Origin of the sequence: Escherichia sp. E2661, assembly GCF_004745185.1 — a bacterium.
In the GTDB taxonomy this organism is placed as follows: Bacteria; Pseudomonadota; Gammaproteobacteria; order Enterobacterales; family Enterobacteriaceae; genus Escherichia.
Map to the genome: position 1 here is coordinate 292,172 of NZ_PDIG01000019.1, position 21,477 is coordinate 313,648.

The 21,477-nt window shown below is 50.7% G+C and carries 16 protein-coding genes, 1 tRNA gene and 3 pseudogenes; 6 read left to right on the forward strand and 14 right to left on the reverse strand.

The window, feature by feature from the left end:
• Positions 1-198: 198 nt before the first annotated feature.
• The 9 genes and pseudogenes from dppF to CRI63_RS11020 form a co-directional block, all read right to left on the reverse strand.
• Positions 199-1,212 carry a dipeptide ABC transporter ATP-binding subunit DppF gene (gene dppF / locus CRI63_RS10975; RefSeq protein ID WP_130260125.1) on the reverse strand — a complete coding sequence of 338 codons (1,014 nt, stop codon included), beginning with the start codon at positions 1,210-1,212 and terminating at the stop codon, positions 199-201.
• Positions 1,209-2,192, reverse strand: a complete 984-nt coding sequence (dppD, locus tag CRI63_RS10980) for a dipeptide ABC transporter ATP-binding protein (RefSeq protein WP_135405349.1) — start codon at positions 2,190-2,192, stop codon at positions 1,209-1,211. Before dppD ends, dppF begins: the two co-directional genes overlap by 4 nt.
• A 10-nt stretch (positions 2,193-2,202) precedes the next feature.
• Positions 2,203-3,105 (reverse strand): dipeptide ABC transporter permease DppC, encoded by a 903-nt coding sequence (gene dppC, locus CRI63_RS10985; RefSeq protein WP_000084683.1) that lies wholly within the window; start codon positions 3,103-3,105, stop codon positions 2,203-2,205.
• 9 nt (positions 3,106-3,114) lie between these two features.
• A complete protein-coding gene (gene dppB / locus CRI63_RS10990) occupies positions 3,115-4,134 on the reverse strand; it encodes a dipeptide ABC transporter permease DppB (RefSeq protein ID WP_021550012.1) in 1,020 nt (339 codons plus the stop codon).
• 307 nt (positions 4,135-4,441) lie between these two features.
• Positions 4,442-6,050: pseudogene (dppA, locus tag CRI63_RS11000) on the reverse strand (dipeptide ABC transporter substrate-binding protein DppA).
• 708 nt (positions 6,051-6,758) lie between these two features.
• Positions 6,759-6,835 (reverse strand) — tRNA-Pro (locus tag CRI63_RS11005).
• A 91-nt stretch (positions 6,836-6,926) separates the two neighbouring features.
• Positions 6,927-8,617 (reverse strand): annotated as a pseudogene (eptB, locus tag CRI63_RS11010) (kdo(2)-lipid A phosphoethanolamine 7''-transferase).
• Between the two features lie 276 nt (positions 8,618-8,893).
• Positions 8,894-10,096 carry an MFS transporter gene (locus CRI63_RS11015; RefSeq protein ID WP_130216272.1) on the reverse strand — a complete coding sequence of 401 codons (1,203 nt, stop codon included), beginning with the start codon at positions 10,094-10,096 and terminating at the stop codon, positions 8,894-8,896.
• 228 nt (positions 10,097-10,324) lie between these two features.
• Positions 10,325-11,024: pseudogene (locus CRI63_RS11020) on the reverse strand (autotransporter outer membrane beta-barrel domain-containing protein).
• 157 nt (positions 11,025-11,181) lie between these two features.
• Between CRI63_RS11020 and tag the strand changes: the two are divergent.
• Positions 11,182-11,742 (forward strand): DNA-3-methyladenine glycosylase I, encoded by a 561-nt coding sequence (gene tag, locus CRI63_RS11025; protein ID WP_135519528.1) that lies wholly within the window; start codon positions 11,182-11,184, stop codon positions 11,740-11,742.
• The gene (locus CRI63_RS11030; protein ID WP_130222999.1) at positions 11,742-12,182 is read left to right on the forward strand and encodes an N-acetyltransferase; all 441 of its coding nucleotides are present in this window, start codon (positions 11,742-11,744) and stop codon (positions 12,180-12,182) included. The genes tag and CRI63_RS11030 overlap by 1 nt, the downstream gene beginning before the upstream one ends.
• On the opposite strand, the gene bisC is transcribed toward CRI63_RS11030, so the two are convergent.
• Positions 12,151-14,484: a biotin sulfoxide reductase gene (bisC, locus tag CRI63_RS11035; protein WP_135519530.1), complete on the reverse strand. Its 2,334-nt coding sequence runs from the start codon at positions 14,482-14,484 to the stop codon at positions 12,151-12,153. The two genes, CRI63_RS11030 and bisC, sit on opposite strands and share 32 nt — an antisense overlap.
• A 152-nt stretch (positions 14,485-14,636) precedes the next feature.
• Here bisC and CRI63_RS11040 point away from each other — a divergent pair, with 152 nt between their 5' ends.
• Both CRI63_RS11040 and ghrB read left to right on the forward strand, forming a co-directional pair.
• Complete coding sequence (locus tag CRI63_RS11040) at positions 14,637-15,296, forward strand: OmpA family lipoprotein (RefSeq protein WP_000747625.1); 660 nt, start codon at positions 14,637-14,639, stop codon at positions 15,294-15,296.
• Between the two features lie 103 nt (positions 15,297-15,399).
• Complete coding sequence (gene ghrB / locus CRI63_RS11045) at positions 15,400-16,374, forward strand: glyoxylate/hydroxypyruvate reductase GhrB (protein ID WP_135519532.1); 975 nt, start codon at positions 15,400-15,402, stop codon at positions 16,372-16,374.
• Between the two features lie 48 nt (positions 16,375-16,422).
• On the opposite strand, the gene CRI63_RS11050 is transcribed toward ghrB, so the two are convergent.
• Positions 16,423-17,133, reverse strand: coding sequence for a DUF3053 domain-containing protein (locus CRI63_RS11050; RefSeq protein WP_130216260.1), 711 nt, complete (start codon positions 17,131-17,133; stop codon positions 16,423-16,425).
• A gap of 419 nt (positions 17,134-17,552) precedes the next feature.
• Between CRI63_RS11050 and CRI63_RS11055 the strand changes: the two genes are divergently transcribed.
• Positions 17,553-17,843: an HTH-type transcriptional regulator gene (locus tag CRI63_RS11055; RefSeq protein WP_130237263.1), complete on the forward strand. Its 291-nt coding sequence runs from the start codon at positions 17,553-17,555 to the stop codon at positions 17,841-17,843.
• Positions 17,844-18,124: 281 nt separating this feature from the next.
• The gene (gene cspA, locus CRI63_RS11060; protein ID WP_000014594.1) at positions 18,125-18,337 is read left to right on the forward strand and encodes an RNA chaperone/antiterminator CspA; all 213 of its coding nucleotides are present in this window, start codon (positions 18,125-18,127) and stop codon (positions 18,335-18,337) included.
• 192 nt (positions 18,338-18,529) lie between these two features.
• Here cspA and yidD read toward each other — a convergent pair whose 3' ends face one another.
• From yidD to glyS, 3 genes are all read right to left on the reverse strand, one after another.
• On the reverse strand, positions 18,530-18,772 hold the full coding sequence (yidD, locus tag CRI63_RS24385) for a membrane protein insertion efficiency factor YidD (RefSeq protein ID WP_240782748.1): 243 nt from the start codon (positions 18,770-18,772) through the stop codon (positions 18,530-18,532).
• A 157-nt stretch (positions 18,773-18,929) separates the two neighbouring features.
• Positions 18,930-19,082 carry a type I toxin-antitoxin system toxin HokA gene (gene hokA, locus CRI63_RS11070; RefSeq protein ID WP_130216254.1) on the reverse strand — a complete coding sequence of 51 codons (153 nt, stop codon included), beginning with the start codon at positions 19,080-19,082 and terminating at the stop codon, positions 18,930-18,932.
• Between the two features lie 321 nt (positions 19,083-19,403).
• Positions 19,404-21,473: a glycine--tRNA ligase subunit beta gene (gene glyS, locus CRI63_RS11075; protein ID WP_130216252.1), complete on the reverse strand. Its 2,070-nt coding sequence runs from the start codon at positions 21,471-21,473 to the stop codon at positions 19,404-19,406.
• Positions 21,474-21,477: the final 4 nt, after the last annotated feature.

Below are 21,477 nucleotides of genomic sequence, written 5' to 3' on the forward strand. Positions count from 1 at the left end.
CAAAAAAAAGATCATTTATGGTCAGATAAATTCGTTAAGCATCATAAATGAACCATTTTTTATTAATGATTATAATTTAGCTCATATATAATCCATTGGCAACAAAAATGGTCACAAAAGATCTATAAGTGATAGTTAAAGCACAAGAGGGTCATATTTGACATGAGACCAGCATGAAAACCGGTCTCATCGGGTGGGTTATACCGCTGGCTTCTGCGGATTTTCATCCTGATCAACAGCAAAGCAGGCAACCAGTTGACCGCCGTAGTCTTTTAGCTGCGGCTGCAACTGGGTGCAGGGGCCGAAGCGTCGACGACAGCGGGCGTTGAAGGCGCAGCCCGGCGGTGGATTCAGCGGGCTTGGCAGTTCACCGGTGAGTTTGATGCGCTCGCGGCGATCGTCCGGGTTCAGGCGCGGCGTCGCAGAGAGCAGTGCCTGAGTATACGGATGACGCGGGTTATTGAAGATTTGGTCCTTCGTTCCCTTCTCCACGCAGCGGCCCAGGTACATCACCATCACTTCATCAGCAATGTGCTCCACTACCGACAGGTCATGCGAGATGAAGACATAAGACAGCCCCAACTCCTGCTGCAAATCCATCATCAGATTGAGCACCTGCGCACGCACCGAGACGTCCAGCGCGGAAACCGGTTCGTCGGCAATCACCACGTCCGGGTCAAGCATCAGACCACGGGCAATGGCGATACGCTGACGCTGACCGCCGGAAAACATATGCGGATAGCGGTCGTAATGCTCGGTTTTCAGGCCAACTTTTGCCATCATCGACAAGGCTTTTTCCCGACGCTGTTCTTTGCTTAAGCTGGTATTAATCAGCAGCGGCTCTTCAAGAATTTGCCCGACTTTTTTACGCGGATTCAGCGAACCATAGGGATTCTGGAAGACGATCTGGATTTTCTGCCGACGCAGCTTCTGCGCCTGCGGATCGTGCTTGAGCAGATCCTGCCCCTGGTAATACAGTTCACCGCCGGTAGGTGTTTCAATCATCGTCAGCAACCGACCGAGGGTCGATTTACCACAGCCAGATTCGCCAACTACCGCCAGCGTTTTGCCACGTTCAAGGTTAAACGAAACGCCATCCAGCGCTTTAACCAGACGTTCCGGCGCGAACATGCCTTTCTTCACCGGGTAATGTTTTTTCAGGTCGATAGCCTGCAACAGCGGTTGTTGCGAGGTGGCCTCTTGCGTACTCATAGTGTCGGCCTCCCGGCATCATCAAGTGGGTAATGGCATTTGGACTGACGCCCGTCAGCAAGCATATTCAGCGCCGGTTCTTCAGCGCGACATCTGTCAGTGGCATAGGGGCAGCGCGGGTTAAGCAGGCAGCCGTTCGGGCGATCGTACTTGCCGGGAACGACGCCAGGCAACGATGCCAGACGTTCTTTGTCCTGAGCAAATTCCGGCAGCGCGCGTAGCAATGCCTGAGTATACGGATGACGCGGCGCATGGAAGATGGCGTGGGCATCACCCGTTTCCACCACCTGACCGGCATACATCACAATGATTTTATGCGCCGCTTCCGCCACCAGCGCCAGGTCATGAGTGATCAATACCAGCGCCATATTCTCTTTCTGCTGCAATTCCAGCAGCAGTTCGATGATTTGCGCCTGAATGGTCACGTCCAGCGCGGTAGTCGGTTCATCGGCAATCAGCAGTTTTGGCCGACAGGCAATCGCCATAGCGATCATTACACGCTGGCTCATGCCGCCGGAAAGCTGATGCGGGTAAACATCCAGACGCGATGCCGGATCGGGAATGCCGACCAGATTCAGCAGGTCAATCGCCCGCTGACGGCGGGTACTTTTGTTGCCACCCTGATGCACCTTAATCGCTTCCATAATCTGGAAACCCACGGTGTAGCACGGGTTAAGACTGGTCATCGGGTCCTGGAAGATCATCGCCACTTCGGCACCCACCAGGTTGCGGCGCTCTTTTTCTGAGATACGCTGCAAATCCTGGCCGTTAAACTCCAGCTTTTCCGCCATCACGCGGCCCGGATAATCAATCAACCCCATAATCGCCAGCGAACTGACTGATTTACCGGAGCCAGACTCACCCACAATCCCGACCACTTCGCCCTGTTTTACGCTGTAGCTGATGCGGTCTACGGCGCGGAACGGTGCGCTTTCGTCGCCGAAATGCACCGATAATTTATCTATATTTAATAACGCCATCTCGAACCTCTTACTGCTTCAGTTTGGGATCGAGCGCGTCACGCAGACCGTCACCCATCAGGTTAAATGCCAGCACCGTCAGTAGGATCGCCAGACCGGGGAAGGTCACGACCCACCAGGCGCTTTGCGCGAACTGCAACACATCGGAGAGCATGGTGCCCCACTCCGGTGTTGGCGGCTGCGCCCCCATGCCGAGGAAACCAAGAGCAGCCATATCGAGAATGGCGTTAGAGAAACCGAGAGACGCCTGAACAATCAGCGGTGCAAGGCAGTTGGGAAGAATATTGATAAACATCTGGCGCAGCGCCCCGGCACCTGCCACGCGAGACGCGGTGACGTAATCGCGATTCACCTCCACCAGCACGGCGGCGCGGGTTAAGCGCACATAGTGCGGCAAGGCAACGAAGGTTAGCGCCAGCGCGGCGTTACCAATCGACGGGCCGAAGATAGCCACCAGCACCAGCGCCAGCAGCAGACTTGGCAGCGCCAGCATGATATCGACCACGCGCATGATGATGTTATCGACCAGGCCGCCGAAGTAACCGGCGATCAGGCCGAGAATAACGCCCATAATCAGCGATAACACCACCACCAGACAGCCGACCAGCAGCGATAAGCGCGCGCCGTACATCAGGCGCGACATAACGTCACGACCGACGTCATCTGTACCGAGCAAGTGCGCCATGCTGCCGCCTTCCTGCCAGGCTGGCGGGGCGAGTAGCGCATCGCGGAACTGTTCTGCCGGGTTATACGGCGCAATCCAGTTGGCAAAGATCGCGATAAACAGCACGATGACGACGTAAACCAGCCCGACAACCGCGCCTTTGTTGCGTTTAAAATAGTGCCAGAACTCCTGTAACGGGGTCATCGGCACCGGTGCAGTAATCACTTTATTTTCAGTAACCTGTGACATGACGTTCCCTTACTTCTTATGACGAATACGCGGGTTCACCACGCCGTACAGCAGATCGACCAGCAGGTTGACGAGGATAATCATCGTCGCCACCAGCAATACACCGCCCTGCACTACCGGATAATCACGGCGTTGCAGTGCGTCAATCAACCAGCGCCCCAGACCGGGCCACGAGAAGATGGTTTCGGTCAGAATCGCCCCCGCCAGCAATGTTCCCACCTGAAGGCCGATAACGGTCACCACCGGCAGCATCGCGTTACGCAGCGCATGGACGATAATCACCCTAAGGCGGGTCAACCCTTTGGCACGCGCGGTGCGGATGTAATCCTCGCCCAGCACTTCCAGCATCGAAGAGCGCGTCATACGCACGATAACCGCCAGCGGAATTGTGCCCAGCACCATCGCAGGTAAGATCATATGGGCGACGGCATCGATAAAGTTACCGTCTTCACCCCAGATAGCGGTGTCGATCAACATAAAACCGGTTAACGGATTGGAGTCGTCAAGGAACACCATGTCGCTCACGCGACCGGAGACAGGCGTCAGGTTCCAGTGCACCGAAACCAGCATGATCAGCATCATGCCCCACCAGAAGATAGGCATTGAGTAGCCGGTCAGCGCCAGGCCAACCGCAGTGTGATCGAAAATGGAACCACGTTTAACCGCTGCCAGTACACCGACCGGAATACCGACTGCCGTAGCAAAAATCATCGCGCAGACACCAAGTTCCAGCGTGGCCTGGAAGCGCGGCACGAACTCTTCCCAAACCGGGATGCGGCTTTTCATTGAAATGCCTAGATCGCCATGCATAACGCCCCAAATGTAATGGAGATACTGCTGCCACATCGGTTTATCTAAGCCGAGTTCAGCCAGCAGCTGCGCGTGACGCTCTGGGGAGATCCCACGTTCGCCCGCCATGATCATCACCGGATCGCCCGGGATCATGTGGACAAAGGCAAATGTGAGAAGGGTAATACCGATAAACGTGGGGATGACGAGTCCCAAACGTCGGAGAATAAACTGCAACATAACCCGGATTCTCTATAGTGACCCGCAGCCTGGAACTGCGTGTCTGTATTGCTCACAAATCAATTCCCGCCCGTGCCGGACAGAGAATGAAGTATTGCTGCCGGGTGGCGCTGCACGCAGAGGCACAGCGCCACCGGGTATACAGATTGTTGACAAAGTGCGCTTTGTTTATGCCGGATGCGGCGTTAACGCCTTATCCGGCCTACAAAATCGTGCAAATTCAATACATTGCAGAATTTTCGTAGGCCTGATAAGCGGAGCGCATCAGGCAGTTTTGCCTTTGCCATCAGTCTTGTATGGCTTTTAATTATTCGATAGAGACGTTTTCGAAGTGATGTTTGCCTAATGGATCAACCACATAGCCTTTAACTTCTTTGCGTACCGGTTCAAACACGGTGGAGTGAGCGATGATCAGTGCCGGAGCCTGATCGTGCATCACCACCTGTGCTTGTTTGTACAGTTCAACGCGCTTGTTGTGGTCGTCGGTGGCACGCGCCGGTTGAATCAGATCTTCAAACGGTTTGTAGCACCATTTTGAGTAGTTGGAGCCTTGTTCAGAGGCGGCGCAGCTGAACAGGGTGGCGAAGAAGTTATCCGGATCCCCGTTATCGCCAGTCCAGCCCATCATTACCGTCTGGTGCTCGCCATCTTTTGCACGCTTGAGATACTCACCCCATTCGTAGGTGACGATTTTGGCCTGCACGCCGACTTTCGCCCAGTCAGCCTGAATCATCTCTGCCATGCGGCGAGCGTTCGGGTTATACGGACGTTGTACGGGCATCGCCCACAGGTCGATGGAGAAACCTTTTTCCAGACCCGCTTCTTTCAGCAAGGCTTTCGCTTTTTCAGGATCGTAGGTGTAGTCCTGAACGTCATCGTTATAGCCCCACATGGTTGGCGGGATCAGGTTTTTCGCTGCTACGCCCGCGCCCTGATAAACCGCTTTGATGATCGCATCTTTGTTCACTGCGTAGGTCAGAGCCTGGCGAACTTTCACGTCATCCAGTGGTTTTTTCTGCACGTTATACGAGAGATAACCGACGTTCAGCCCCGGCATTTCCATCAGGTTGATGGATTTATCCTGCTTCATGCGAGCGATATCTGCCGGGTTCGGGTACGGCATCACCTGGCATTCGTTCTTCTGCAATTTCGCGTAACGCACGGAAGCGTCAGGAGTAATAGAGAAGACCAGCGTATCGATCTTCGGTTTGGTGCCCCAGTAGCCATCAAACGCTTTATAGCGAATACGGGAATCTTTCTGGTACTGCTGTAACTGGAACGGACCGGTGCCGATTGGGTTGAGGTCCAGTTTTTCCGGCGTACCGGCTTTCATCATCGCGTCTGCATATTCTTTTGACAGAATAGAGGCGAAGTCCATTGCCAGATCAGCAAGGAACGGCGCTTCCGGGCGAGTCAGCACGAATTGAACGGTGTTGTCGTCCACCTTTTTCACTTCGCTGATCAGCTCCGGCAAGCCCATGCCTTCAAAGTATTCGTAGCTGCCGCCAGAAACTTTATGGTACGGGTTTTGCGCGTTTTTTCTGACGATCGAACGAGAACACCACGTCATCGGCGTTCAGTTCGCGCGTCGGTTTGAATTCTTTGTTGTCGTGCCACTTCACACCTTTACGCAGGTGGAAGGTATAGGTTTTACCGTCATCGCTGACTTCCCACTTTTCAGCGAGGCCCGGGATCACTTCGGTGGTGCCGATTTTAAATTCAACCAGACGGTTATAAAGCGGTACGGAAGAGGCGTCATAGGTAGTGCCGGAAGTAAACAACTGCGGGTTAAACCCTTCCGGAGATCCTTCTGAGCAATAAACCAGAGTTTTAGCCTGAACACTTGCTGCGACGGTCATAGCCACCAGGCTGAGACCAAGCTTCAGCATCCCTGACTTTTTCAAGGAAATACGCATTATTCTGCTCCAATTGTGATGTTTGTTGTTTTAACCCTTTGCAGTGGGTTGTCGCTGCCTGACCTTTTTTGTTTTTTGCCCGGTCGGGTCAACGTTATGAGGTGGGGATGCCGTACTAATTAACATCAGTGTTACAGTGCGGATCCTCCATAAAATGCCCCTCGTGACCTACAATCTGTCAACAGAATGTGAAAACGTCAATACAGCCCACCGGGATTTACACCAACGGTGAGAATCCACAAACAAAGATTAAAAAAACTTCAAACAACTATTTGCAGCAGAGAAATTTGTGCTACGCCAACATAACCAGAACAATCAGCTTAATATTTAGCAACAATTGGTGATTAAGTTTTATGCATTTAATGAAAAAAATCTGAGGGAAAGGTGGATATCTGAGCGATTAATACCATGAACGCTAAAACGCACAGCGGAAAATGCCAGCGCCAGCCATAAGTAACGCAAAAAAAGATTTAAGCAAATATAAAAAAAGACAATGGTTTCTGTCACAAATCCGTTAATGGATAGTGAGATATGAGGCGCAAATTTGGCAGGGAAATGTGTGGTGTGTAGGTCGATAAGGCGGTCGCGCCGCATCCGACAATAAGTGCGGTGCCGTTGCCTGATGCGACGCTACCGCGTCTTATCAGGCCTACTTTAGAGCGGGTCACAGAAAGCAAAAAACCAGCCCGTAGGCTGGTTTTTCTAAATTGGTCGGTGATAGAGGATTCGAACCTCCGACCCCTTCGTCCCGAACGAAGTGCGCTACCAGGCTGCGCCAATCACCGAATGCGGGGCGCATCTTACTGCGCAGATACGCCCTCGTCAATCCCTTAATAGCAAAATGCCTTTTGATCGGCGAGAAACTCAGCAGTGCATTTAGTTAGCTTCTGCCTTCTTCGCCTCAGGGATTCGACACCAGTTGTTGTTTTCGTTGATACCACCGTCCGGTGAAGTATAACCAAGGCAACCTAAAATGGTGTCGTACAGTTCTACATGACGGCGTGGCACTTTGATATCCGCCTCTTTTTTCAGCTGCGCGAATGCCTGCGCGTTGGCCGGATTCTCCAGATATTTATCCGACATCCAGACCATCATCGGTACGCGGAACTGCTCCGGTGGCGCATATTCGCGTGGTGTGCCATGCAAGTGCTCACGCTCGTTAATTGACTCACCGTGGTCCGCTGCATAGAAAATAATGGCCTTCTTATCGCGGAATTTGTCGATAACCGTGTCGATAAAATGATCAACATAGGTGATGGAGTTATCATATGAGTTAATCATCGGCGCTCGTGGGCATTTACGGTCAATGGCATAGCACTCTGGCTTCCACTGGGCAAACTCACGAGGGTAACGTTGAGTATAGTTGTAGTGCGAACCTTTGGTATGCAGCACAATCAGATGCTTACCTTCTGGTTTTTTCTCCAGAGAACGCTCGATTTCATTGACCAGCAACATATCGTCCACCGCTTTCCCACGGTTACGCGGCTCTGCTGCAATTTGCTCGCGATAGGCAATGTTGTCAGCCATGGTGTTGCTGTAGAACCACATCTCACTCTGCATGGCGTATAAATCAGAGCTAAAGCCAAGCTGTTTGAGAACCGCAAATACGTTCTGCTCTTTAAGCGTACGTTGAGGGTTATCTTCCGTTCCACCTTCACGCACAAACATACAGCGTAGTGATAATTTAGTCGCGGTATCACAAGAATAACCACGGTACATCACCAGGTTTTTCTCTTTGGCCAGCTTCGGCGTGGTATCGCGCTCGTAGCCCAGCATCCCCATATGATCCCAACGCGTAGTTTCTCCAATGATGAAAACCACATAGGTATCGTCGAGATTTTGCGTCGGGGTATAGGTGAATTTTTGGCCGGATTCATCAGCGACCTATTGTCTGACGATTCATCCACTTGCGCCCAGGCATACAGCCCCAACGCAGAAAGCCAGTTCGAAGGCAAATAAGAGTTCGCCAGCACGCCACCGTAGCTCGGCATATCCACTCCGGCCATACGGTCTGCACGCTTTTGCACTACATCCATCAGACGAATTGGACCCCATACCAACAAGCCCGCCAAAAGCACGGTAAGCGCACTACGCCAGCGAGTTTTCGGGGTACAAAGTTGACGCCAGAAAGTGTCTTGTGAGCGGTTCATCCAGATAAATAGCAACGGGATAATACTCACCAGTACAACCCATGCGATAAGCGTCCAGCCAACCACTTCTTTCGACAGGTCAATGTCGGTGGTCATCACCGAAGCAACAATCCCGTAGCCAATCATGACATTCATAAATGTCATGTAGTAGCTGGCCCCGGCAGAAATCAGCACCAGCAATGAAGCCAGCACTTTCCAGGCCGTTCTGCCAAAGAGTGAAATTAAACGTAAAAAGAAGAAGGTTGCCAGAACCGTCCCTGCCAGTTCGATAACCGCCGAGACGCCATTAAGAAAAGTGAAGTTATGCGCGTAACCGTCAAACCGACGGAAATAGACTGCGCAATTCATAAACAGACCGATATAGACAGCGAGCAAAAAGCTTAGCTTTTGCTGCGTTATCGTTTTGATATATCTCATGCAAACAAACCCTGGAAAAACAGGTGATAACACCCTGCATAATGGCCTTTCAAGCCAGGCAAGGGAAAAGTGCGAAGGTCGTCAGATAAGGAAAATCTGCACACGCTGATAAGTAGACCACAGCAAAGGGAAAAAGTGTGGGGAAAGAATGTACTTGAAGCACAAATTTACAAAAATACAAGTATGAAAGGAGACTTATGCGGTAACTGAACGCTTAAAAGGGCCAGCTTTATGGCCCTTTTAATCTCAGAACAAATCTAAAACCTGTCGCTAAACTTAACCATGTACCTCGCGCAACACTCTGATCTCTGGCTGGCGAATGGTCGTTGAAAGCGCCAGAGACAGAATCAGCAGGGCAAAAATGACGTAGAAGGTCACATAGAAGCCGCCAAACAGCGAGGCGATAATCGAACCACAAATGCTACCGATACCGAAGCCGAGATAAATCACGCCGTAGTTTTTCGCCAGGTTATTGAGGCCGAAGAACTCACTGACCAGTGACGGGAACACAGTAATCGTGCCGCCGAAGTTAAACGCCACACAGGCAATCGCCGCAAAGAACGTCACTGCATTCAATGGTGCAAACAGCAGGGCCGCCATACCCACCAGCGAAATCACCTGACCAATGGTGATAACACGGATACGGGCGATTTTGTCAGACAGAATGCCCAATACCAGACGACCAGAAAGGTTAGCAATAGAAATAACCGTTACTGCGTTGGCCGCGGAAATTGCATCAAGATGCGCCAGGCTCTGAGCAATATCTTTCGCCACACCAATCACATACAGACCGCTCATGCAGGCCGTGAGGAACATGACCGCCAGCATCCAGTATTGCGGTTTACGCATAGACTCTGCCAGGGTGTAGTCCTTCTCTACTACGCCATTACTGGTTTTCACTTCCTGTTTCGGCGCATCTTTCATTAACGTCGCGCCAAAGACAATCATCACCAGCGCAATCGCGCCCCAAATTACAAAGGTTTTTTCCAGACCTACCGTTTCCAGCAATTGTGTGTCGATAAATTTGAAACCCAGGCTTCCCAGGCCATAAGAACCAATGGCGAATGCGGAGATCAGACCTTTACGCTCCGGGAACCACTTCACGCAGTTAGAAAGGGTCAGCAGATAACCCGCACCATCTGCCAGACCAACCAGCACACCAGCGCTCAACCACAGCATCATTAAGCTGTTGGAATGCGCGGTAAGGAAGAAACCTACCCCCAGCAGAATACCGGAAGCCATTGTGACGCGCTTGACACCAAAACGTTCCTGTAACTTGCCAGCAACAGAAGAAGAAATTGCCAGTCCCAGACTCAACAGGCCGAAGGAGAAAGCAACCTGACTGACCGGCGCATCCAGTTTGGCAGAGAGCGCGCCATTAAACAGGCTCCAGGTATAAACTGACCCCAGCGCAAACTGGGTGATAATGGTACCGATAAGGGTAAGCCAGCGCGTACGCTGATAGTTTGAAGGTGTCATGGCAGTATTCCTGCTGTAGTAAAAAGGAAAATTCTCTGCCGACAAACATAACGAAGTGCATTTTATGCAGGGGAAAAAACGGCATGAAATGCCATCAAAACGGCATGAAATGCCTTAGTTCAGGAATGAATGACGTGACAAATATTCACCGCAATAATTATTTGGTCAGTTAGCACACACTATCATTGCAATGGTTGTTATTAGTAGCCCATAGTTGTAACAAATACGTTAAAATCTGGCACTCACGCCCATGGTATATAAATAATCACTATCATTGGCGCTATTCTCCGCCTGGGATAACGCGGCATAGGCGGCAATATGTTGGTTAAGCAACATATCGGCTCCTACGGTCACATCAAGCCAATTACCATTCTGATTTGTCGCCGTCATGCGACTTAGGCCTGATTGAGCCTTCCAGATATTTTCACCAAATTGCTGGTTGTAGCTGATTTGCGCCCAGGGACGGAAATCGCCAAGTCGGGAATCAACACGCCATCCTAACGTACTGACGCTGGCATGCCATAACGGATCGGTCAGTGTTGCAGTACTGTCGCCAAACTCGTTATACATGGAGGTGGTTGTGCCATCGTAATGTAATGCGGCGACTGGACCCGTTGTAACCTGCTCATATAAAGGAAAATTCCAGCCCATACTCATACTGCTGGTCACATCCGCAGGGGTTTCTTCCGCCAGATTAACTTCCAGTCCCAGCGCTCTTTGGCTACTTTGAATACGTTGCGACAAAATATCGTTGTAGTCCGGTTGGTGATCGCTATCCCAGGTATAACGCTCAGTGGTATGTCCTGGTTGCGTATCAACGATATATTCTTGCTGCCAGGCGTAAGCTGTGTTGAGAAAAAAAAGAACTGATTACCACGCTCGCCAGCAGACTTAAGTGCCAGCGACCACCGCATTTTTTTATGATCATTAACACGACTCCAGGGAAGAGCCGAATTCGGCAATATTATTGTCATTGTATGTAGGATGTCGGGCATCTTAGCCCTGTATTAAATATTGACTTTTTCACCGATGCGTCAAGACAAGAGGGTGAAATATTTACGATCTGGTACATAGCGAGGGAAAGTATGGAACGTTGCGGCTGGGTGAGTCAGGACCCGCTTTATATTGCCTACCACGATAATGAGTGGGGCGTGCCTGAAACCAATAGTAATAAACTATTCGAAATGATCTGCCTTGAAGGACAACAGGCAGGGTTATCCTGGATTACCGTTCTCAAAAAACGTGAAAACTATCGCGCCTGTTTTCATCAGTTCGATCCGGTAAAAGTCGCGGCTATGCAGGAAGAGGACGTTGAAAGACTGGTGCTTGATGCCGGGATTATCCGCCATCGTGGGAAAATTCAGGCGATAATTGGTAATGCACGGGCATACCTACAAATGGAGCAGAACGGCGAACCGTTTGCCGACTTTGTCTGGTCGTTCGTAAACCATCAACCACAGGTGACACAAGCCAAAACGTTGAGCGAAATCCCCACCTCAACACCCACCTCTGATGCACTTTCCAAAGCACTGAAAAAACGCGGCTTCAAATTTGTTGGTACGACGATTTGTTACTCCTTTATGCAGGCATGCGGACTGGTGAACGATCATGTCGTTGGCTGCTGTTGCCATCCGGGGAGGAAATAATGATTCGAGAAGCGCAACGTTTGGAATTACCTGCGATCCTTGAATTATGGCTGGAAAGTACAACCTGGGGACATCCTTTCATAGAAGAAAGCTACTGGCGTGACTGCATTCCGCTGGTGCGTGATGCTTATCTTGCCAACGCGCAAAACTGGGTGTGGGAAGAAGATGGCAAGCTTCTCGGTTTTGTCAGCGTGATGGAAGGACGATTTTTAGCTGCGATGTTTGTCGCACCAAAGGCCGTCAGGCGCGGTATTGGTAAGGCGCTGATGCAACATGTGCAACAACGCCATCCCCATTTATTGTTGGAGGTTTACCAGAAAAACCAGCCCGCGATAAATTTCTACCATGCGCAAGGATTCCATATTGTCGACTGCGCCTGGCAGGAAGAAACCCAACTTCCCACCTGGATTATGGATTGGCAGGCGGATCAAACGCCGTAAGTGGCAGTTCCGGGCCAGTGTATTTCTCCAGCCACGCTAACGCCGTGTTACCCGCGCATCCATTCCCCAGCCGCGAGCTGGGGAGATCTTTCGTCAACACGTTCACAGCGCCATTTTTACAAATGCCGCCAGCGGTTAAATCCAGATCGGGCCATGCCCCTTCGTGAATGCAAATCACGCCAGGTTTAATACCTTCGCTAATGACTGCGCCGGCAAGAATTTGCCCGCGCGAGTTCCACACTCGTACCGTGTCGCCCTCTTTTATGCCTCGCGCTCGTGCATCATCAGGGTGAATGGTGACAGGTTCACGGTTTGCCACCGCATATAATTCACGCAGAGAACTGTAATTTAGCTGGCTGTGCAAACGATGTGCGGGATGGGCAGAAAGTACCTGCAACTGTTCCGGTTCGGCATTGCCCTGCCACTCATCCGGCTCCAGCCACATGGGATGCCCCGGACAATCCGGGTAACTGTAATCCGCGATACGCTGCGAGAAGATTTCAATCTTACCACTGGCCGTTTTTAACGGATGCGTCTGTGGGTCGCGGCGAAAATCAGCAAACCGGATAAACTGTTCGCTGATTGGGTTTTCCGGCATCTCAATGAATTGGTTTGCTTCCCAAAACGCGTCAAACGATGGTAATTCAACCTGCTGACTTGCCCCTCGTTGTCGGGCGACGTTATAAAAAGTTTCCAGCCATTGCAGCTCAGTTTTCCCTTCCGTAAACCGCGCGTAGCCACCCTTCTCCCAACGTTCGCTTAATTCAGCAAAGACGTCGAAATCATTACGCGCTTCGTCACGCGGCGGCACGACTTGTTTCATCGGAACAAGATGCTGATTGCTGTAATCTCCGGTCATGGTGAGATCGTTACGCTCAAAAGACGTGGTTGCAGGCAGGACGATATCGGCATGTTTCGCCGCCGCCGTCCAGAAGCATTCTGAAATGACCACCAGTTCCGGTTTTTGCCAGGCTCGAATCAGACGATTAGTGTCCTGATGATGTGTAAAATTGGCGCCGCCCGCCCACCAGATAAAGCGTATATCCGGAAAGTGACGATTCATGCCGTTGTGTTGGTATGCGCCACCAGGATTTTCAAGAGCCTCGACAATACGGGCAACGGGGATTTTATCTACCGCATCCGTACCACCCGGCAAACTGCCCTGCATGGATGAAAGCACCGCAGCACGGCGCGTGGGATTACCACCGTTGGCAAAATGATAAGAAAGCCCAAAACCGCCACCTGGTGTACCGATTTGCCCCAACATTGCCGCCAGCGTGACGAGCATCCAGTGCTTTTGCTCGCCAAACTGCTGACGCTGCATTCCCCATCCTGCCATCAGCATGGTGGTATTTTGATGGAAAATAGCCGCCAGTTCGCGGATTTTATCTGCCGGAACACCACAAATCTCCGCCGCCCATTCGGCAGTTTTCGCTATGCCATCACTCTCGCCCTGTAAATAAGAAGCGAAGGCGTCATAGCCGATAGTACAACGTGCCAGAAACTCTTCGTCGTGCCAGCAGTTTTCCACCAGCGTATGGGCGATCCCTAGCATCAGCGCCACATCTGTTCCCATATGCGGTGCTACCCATTCCATTTTATCGCCAAAGAAATCAACGGTTTCCGATCGCATGGGATCAATGCAGATCAGCTTTTTCCCGCTATCACGCAGTGCGGAAAAGTAAGAAAGCCCCTGCTCATCGGATGCATTCCACGCAATTTTCAGTGTATTTAGAGGGTTAGCACTCCACAGCACCACCACATCGCTATGTTCAAGCACCAGCGGCCAACTGGTCTGCTGCTGATAAACTTCGCTGCCACCCACAACATACGGCATGATCGCCTGCGCTGCGCCAGTCGAATAATCCCCCAGATGGCCGGTATAGCCGCCTGCCAGCGCCATATAGCGTTGTAACAAGGTTGACGCTTTATGCAGCACGCCATTTGAACGCCAGCCGTAGGAACCGGCAAAAATCGACGCTGAACCATAAGCTCCGCGAATGCGTTTGTGTTGTTGGTGAATAAGATCCAGTGCCTCATCCCAACTCACGCGAACAAATTCGTCCTGCCCGCGAATCCCTTGTGGATTTTCTGGTGACGCAAGAAAGCCTTTACGCACCATCGGAAATCGCACCCGCGCATTGCTATGAACCTGGTCGCGAACCGCACTCTGCAAGGAGTTTTCCATTCCTGTGGTTAACGCACCACGCGAGCTGAAAACTGTTTTACCGTCGGTTTCAACCAGCATTGGTCCCCAGTGGGCGGCAGTAAGAACAGAATAACGTGAGGATGAGTTGGCCAAACCGAAGGCTCCTGAAAAGTTAGATGTATTGAGCAGTTAAATATTACTTACAAATTTCCGAGTATTCCCAGGAATAATCTTCATGTTCACACGGCATAATCTTCCGCCACGAAACCCGTGGCAAAGAATAAAAAGGTTATTAAGGATTAACAATGAAGAAACGTGTTTATCTTATTGCCGCCGTTGTGAGTGGCGCTCTGGCGGTATCTGGCTGTACAACTAACCCTTACACCGGCGAACGCGAAGCGGGTAAATCTGCTATTGGCGCGGGTCTGGGCTCTCTCGTTGGCGCGGGCATTGGCGCACTCTCTTCTTCGAAGAAAGATCGTGGTAAAGGCGCACTGATTGGCGCAGCAGCAGGCGCGGCACTGGGCGGCGGCGTTGGCTATTACATGGATGTGCAGGAAGCGAAACTGCGCGACAAAATGCGCGGCACAGGCGTTAGCGTAACGCGCAGCGGGGACAACATTATCCTCAACATGCCGAACAATGTGACCTTCGACAGCAGCAGCGCCACTCTGAAACCAGCAGGTGCTAACACTCTGACCGGTGTTGCAATGGTACTGAAAGAGTACCCGAAAACGGCGGTTAACGTGATTGGCTACACCGACAGCACTGGTGGTCATGACCTGAACATGCGTCTGTCGCAGCAGCGTGCAGATTCCGTTGCCAGTGCGTTGATTACCCAGGGCGTTGACGCCAGCCGTATTCGTACTCAGGGTCTTGGCCCGGCTAACCCGATCGCCAGCAACAGCACCGCAGAAGGCAAAGCCCAAAACCGTCGCGTAGAAATTACCTTAAGCCCGCTGTAATCACTTTCATGCCAGGTGGTGATTCAATCACCTGGTATTCTTAGGTTTTCCTGCTTCATTTTTCAGGCTAAGGTGATCGCCTTATCAGTGAATGGAGAGAAGCATGAAGCCGCCCGTTATCCTCTACAAAGCCTTACCTGATGATTTACTGCAACGCCTGCAAGCACATTTCACCGTTCACCAGGTGACAGACCTCACTCCACAGACCGTCGCGCAAAACGCGGAAATTTTTGCCGAAGCCGAGGGCTTGTTAGGTTCAAATGAAAATGTTGATGCCGCGTTGCTGGACAAAATGCCGAAACTGCGTGCCACATCAACTATCTCTGTAGGCTACGACAATTTCGATGTCGATGCGCTTACCGCCCGAAAAATCCTGCTAATGCATACGCCAACCGTATTAACGGAAACGGTGGCCGATACGCTGATGGCGTTGGTGCTGTGTACCGCGCGTCGGGTTGTCGAGGTAGCAGAACGCGTAAAAGCAGGCGAATGGACCGCGAGCATTGGCCCGGACTGGTACGGCAGCGACGTGCATCATAAAACACTTGGCATTGTCGGGATGGGACGGATCGGCATGGCACTGGCACAACGGGCGCACTTTGGCTTCAACATGCCTATCCTCTATAACGCTCGCCGCCACCATAAAGAAGCGGAAGAACGCTTTAACGCCCGTTATTGCGATCTGGATACGCTGTTACAAGAATCGGATTTCGTTTGCCTGATCCTGCCGCTAACTGAAGAAACGCATCACCTGTTTGGCGCTGAACAATTCGCCAAAATGAAATCCTCCGCCATCTTCATTAATGCAGGACGTGGACCGGTGGTTGACGAAAATGCACTGATTGCGGCATTGCAGAAAGGGGAAATTCACGCCGCCGGACTGGATGTCTTCGAACAAGAGCCACTGTCAGTAGATTCACCGCTGCTCTCAATGGCAAATGTCGTCGCAGTCCCACATATTGGTTCTGCTACTCATGAGACGCGTTATGGCATGGCCGCCTGTGCGGTGGATAATTTGATTAATGCGTTACAAGGGAATGTCGAGAAGAACTGCGTGAATCCGCAAGTCGCGGAATAACCGCGACTGCGTGAAGAAAAGCCCGAAAATCTCTCGGGCTTTTACTCTTTATTGGGTTGCAGTTACTGCTGCGGTCCAGGCCTGATTAAACGCCTGATGCTGTGCCGGTAATGGCGCAATCAGTTTGTTATATTCACTCGCCTGCTGCGAAGTCGGGAACTGAATGCCATTCGCCACAAAGCTTACCTGAGTACCCTGCTGGGAAATATAGTCACCAACCATTACCAGTTGTTGTGTAAAGGTTTGTGCCGCCGGAATCAACGGTTGTAACGCATCAGCCGGTGTCGTCACCACTTTGGTGAATGCCTGATCAAAGACCGGTTTCAGGTCATCAGTCTGTTTCAGCGCAGAGTGCGCCGCATCGGCCTGCAACTTCGCATTTTGTAGCTGTTGCGCCAATACACCCAGCGAACCGTTCATTTCACGCAGCGGACCACTTTGCGTGACATAATCCTGTGGTACACGAATTGCGTTAACGCTGTCTACAACCGGACGCAGACCGGAATCCATCGCCTGATTCACCTGTTGGGAATAGCCATACAGAATCGCGTAATCAGAGACAAAAGGACCAAATTGTTTTTTCTGATCGGCAGTCAGGGTTGGTAGACGTTCACCGCTACGCATCACTGTATTCTGCAGGAAGTCGATAAACGCTTTACGCTGATCGCCTTCTTTATCAAAACACCCACTCAGGCTAACTACCATTAATAACGCCGCAAGAGGCGCAAACCAGCGAGAGCAGGACTTTCCTGTCGCCATTTTCTTACTCCTTTCACCCAAAAAAAGCGCACAACGACACACGCGTGTCTGACGTGACAAGGATAGTCCAGGACAAGCTTGCAAGATACCCTTTATGCATAATCTTCCTGGGAAAATGATGTAGAAAATGAAGGAAGGTTAATTTGTTGTTTCATTGTTAAAAACAGGCATTGCTATTGCGTTTTTTAGCCAGAACCTTACTTCTCTTCGGTAAGTGAAATTTTCGGAATCTTTACAATTCGGGATTCTGCGAAATATATCGGCATTAATCATATCGTTAGGCAACTATAAGTCACAGTTATTGATAAGCTGAATCGAATCACACTCCGGCTGCTTCCCGCTGAGTCAGTTTTTCCCGACTATTCTTAATGAGCTTCAATGCAATTCACGATCCCGCAGTGTGATTTGAGGAGTTTTCAATGGAATATAAAGATCCAATGCTTGAGCTGTTGAGCAGCCTGGAACAAATTGTTTTTAAAGATGAAACACAGAAGATTGCCCTGACGCACAGACCTACGCCCTGTACCGAGATTGAGCAATTACGCAAAGGAACGGGGTTAAAAATTGATGATTTCGCCCGTGTTTTGGGCGTATCCGTTGCGATGGTAAAGGAATGGGAATCCAGACGAGTGAAGCCTTCCAGTGCTGAACTAAAATTAATGCGTCTGATTCAGGCCAATCCAGCATTAAGTAAGCAGTTGATGGAATAGAGTTTTATTAACTTTTTTGATGTTTACGGTCCTGATGACAGGGCCGCTTTCCGACCGATTAATCATAAATTTGAAAAATAATTGTTGCATCCACCTCCAATGCGTGGCTTAATGCACATCAACGGTTTGACGTACAGACCATTAAAGCAGTGTAGTAAGGCAAGTCCCTTCAAGAGTTATCGTTGATACCCCTCGTAGTGCACATTTCCTTTAACGCTTCAAAATCTGTAAAGCACGCCATATCGCCGAAAGGCACACTTAATTATTAAAGGTAATACACTATGTCCGGTAAAATGACTGGTATCGTAAAATGGTTCAACGCTGACAAAGGCTTCGGCTTCATCACTCCTGACGATGGCTCTAAAGACGTGTTCGTACACTTCTCTGCTATCCAGAACGATGGTTACAAATCTCTGGACGAAGGTCAGAAAGTGTCCTTCACCATCGAAAGCGGCGCTAAAGGCCCAGCAGCTGGTAACGTAACCAGCCTGTAATCTCTGCTTAAAAGCACAGAATCTAAGATCCCTGCCATTTGGCGGGGATTTTTTTATTGGAAAAACCGCTTTATATGTAGAGAAGAACAGTCCCAGGAACAATCCAGATCCGGCATCGGGATGTGGCAATCACGACAGACCGTACCATCACACCCGGAACAATCACAATCATTACACTCATTATTCTTCTTTTTACGTATAACCTCGTTCAGGTGTTGCTTCTGCCTGATTGTCTGTGCCGCAAGTCGGCAATCTGCAAAACGCTGACGTATCCTCGCCCCAGCCTGCAATAACACCTTTCTGTTGAATAATCTCTTTGACTGCCCCCGAACATCCCTGCGTTTGGTACAACACACTGTAAGCACAGCGATATCCTTTGCGAGGAGAAAGATGTCGTTGATAAAGCATTATCAACAGTAAAAGCAGTTTATTCATGAAGGCTCCGAACCATTCCTGTTCTCAATTAAAAACCTATTTAATAGCCAAATCCGTTCGTATTTTTTAAATAATATTCATCAAAGAAATAAATTAGGGTGCATTGAGAATACCCAACACCGTAAGAAAGGCGGGAATAACTTCCCGCCGAAGACTCTTACTCTTTCAAATTGCAGGCTAAAAATGCCACCAGCTCATAACTCTCCTGTTTAATATGCAATTCACACAGTGAATCTCTTATCATCCAGGTGAAAAATAAAAGCGTAAAACAAATCACTATTAAAGAAAGCAATTTATATTTCTGCGGCATTCCCAGCCTCCTGTGTTGATTTCCAACGAGTAAGAGGCTAACCTTATGGTGTTCAGGCATAGGGTAGCCTCACTTTGATTTATAGTCAGGTGGGGCTTTTCTCTGTCTGCCTTTCGGTGATACCTGAGACAAACAGTCTCAAGCACCCGCAGCTATTCTAGCGTAATAAATTCCTTTCCTCTCCTTAATAAAATCCTAAAAAAAATATCATGAAATTAATATATGAGATAATTTTTATTCAGCAGAAAATTATTAAAGGTAGCTGTATTATTAGCGATAAAAAAAGCCTGCCAAGTGGCAGGCTATTTAATAACGCTGTTATTACTGCAACAGCGAAATATCCGCAACGCGCAGGAACAATTCGCGCAGTTTTTCCAGCATGGTCAGGCGGTTGATACGCAGATCTTTATCATCAACCATGACCATCACTTTATCGAAGAAAGCATCGACAGGTTCACGCAGCTCAGCCAGTTCGACCAGCGCATCCTGGTAACGACCTTCAGCAAAGTACGGCTCCAGTTTGTCTCGCAGAACAACCACCTGCATCGCCAGTTTAATTTCTTCCGGCTCTTTCAGGGTAGAGGCATTCACGCGGTCGCTCAGCACTTCGTCAGATTTCGCCAGAATGTTGGATACACGTTTGTTCGCCGCCGCCAGTGCAGCAGCTGCATCCAGGGTACGGAAATGCGATACCGCCTTCATACGGGCATCGAAATCTGCCGGACGGGTCGGACGACGCGCCAGTACCGCCTGGATGGTGTCAACGGTGTAACCTTCGTCCTGATACCAGGCGCGGAAGCGACCGAGCATAAAGTCGATAACATCATCAACCACGTTGGCATTAGTCAGCTTATCGCCATACAGACGCACCGCTTCTTCGGTCAGCGTTTGCAGATCAAGGTTGAGGTTCTTCTCAACGATAATACGCAGCACGCCAAGTGCGGCACGACGCAGCGCAAATGGGTCTTTGTCGCCTTTCGGATGCTGACCGATACCGAAGATACCCGCCAGGGTGTCCATCTTGTCAGCAATCGCCAGCGCACAAGCTACCGGGTTGGACGGCAGGTCATCACCGGCAAAACGCGGCTGATACTGCTCGTTCAGCGCTACCGCGACATCTTCCGCTTCGCCATCGTGACGCGCGTAGTGCATCCCCATAACGCCCTGGGTGTCGGTGAACTCAAAGACCATGTTGGTCATCAGGTCGCACTTAGACAGCAGGCCCGCACGGGTAGCGTGGTTAACGTCAGCGCCAATCTGTTCAGCAATCCAGCCAGCCAGCGCCTGAATGCGGTCAGTTTTGTCGCGCAGCGTACCCAGCTGTTGCTGGAACAGCACGGTTTGCAGGCGCGGCAGGTTATCTTCCAGACGTTTTTTACGGTCGGTATTAAAGAAGAACTCGGCATCTGCCAGACGTGGACGAACGACTTTCTCGTTACCGGAGATAATTTGCTGCGGATCTTTCGATTCGATGTTGGCAACGAAGATGAAGTTCGGCAGCAGTTTGCCGTCGTTCGCATACACCGGGAAGTACTTCTGGTCACCTTTCATGGTGTAAACCAGTGCTTCAGACGGCACCGCGAGGAATTTCTCTTCGAATTTCGCGGTCAGAACAACCGGCCATTCAACCAGAGAAGCCACTTCTTCCAGCAGACTTTCGCTTAAGTCAGCGTTACCGCCAATCTTACGTGCTGCCTCTTCGGCATCGGCTTTAATCTTCGCTTTACGTTCTTCGTAATCGGCGATGACTTTACCGCGCTCACGCAGAATTTCCGGATACTGATCGGCATTGTCGATAGTGAATTCCGGTTCGCCCATAAAGCGGTGACCGCGAATCACGCGATCGGACTGAATCCCCAGAATGGTTGCCGGAATGACTTTGTCGCCCAGCAGCAGGGTCACGGTGTGTACCGGACGCACGAAGTGTACGTCAGACGCGCCCCAGCGCATCAGTTTCGGGATCGGCAGTTTCGCCAGCGAAGTCGCAACCATATTCGGCAGCAGTGCTTCGGTGCTTTCGCCCTTCACATGGGCGCGATACAGCAGCCATTCGCCTTTATCGGTAGTCAAACGCTCAGCCTGGTCAACGGTAATACCGCAACCACGCGCCCAACCTTCTGCCGCTTTGCTCGGTTTGCCTTCAGCGTCGAACGCCTGGGCAATCGCCGGGCCGCGTTTTTCGATTTCACGATCCGGTTGCGCTTCCGCCAGGTTAGCTACTTTCAGCGCCAGACGACGCGGAGCAGCAAACCATTGAACGGTGCCGTGTGCGAGGCCAGCGTTATCCAGCTCCGCAGTAAAGTTCGCAGCAAAGGACTCAGCCAGGCTGCGCAGTGCTTTTGGTGGCAGCTCTTCAGTGCCGATTTCCACCAGAAAAGTTTTCTCAGACATAGCC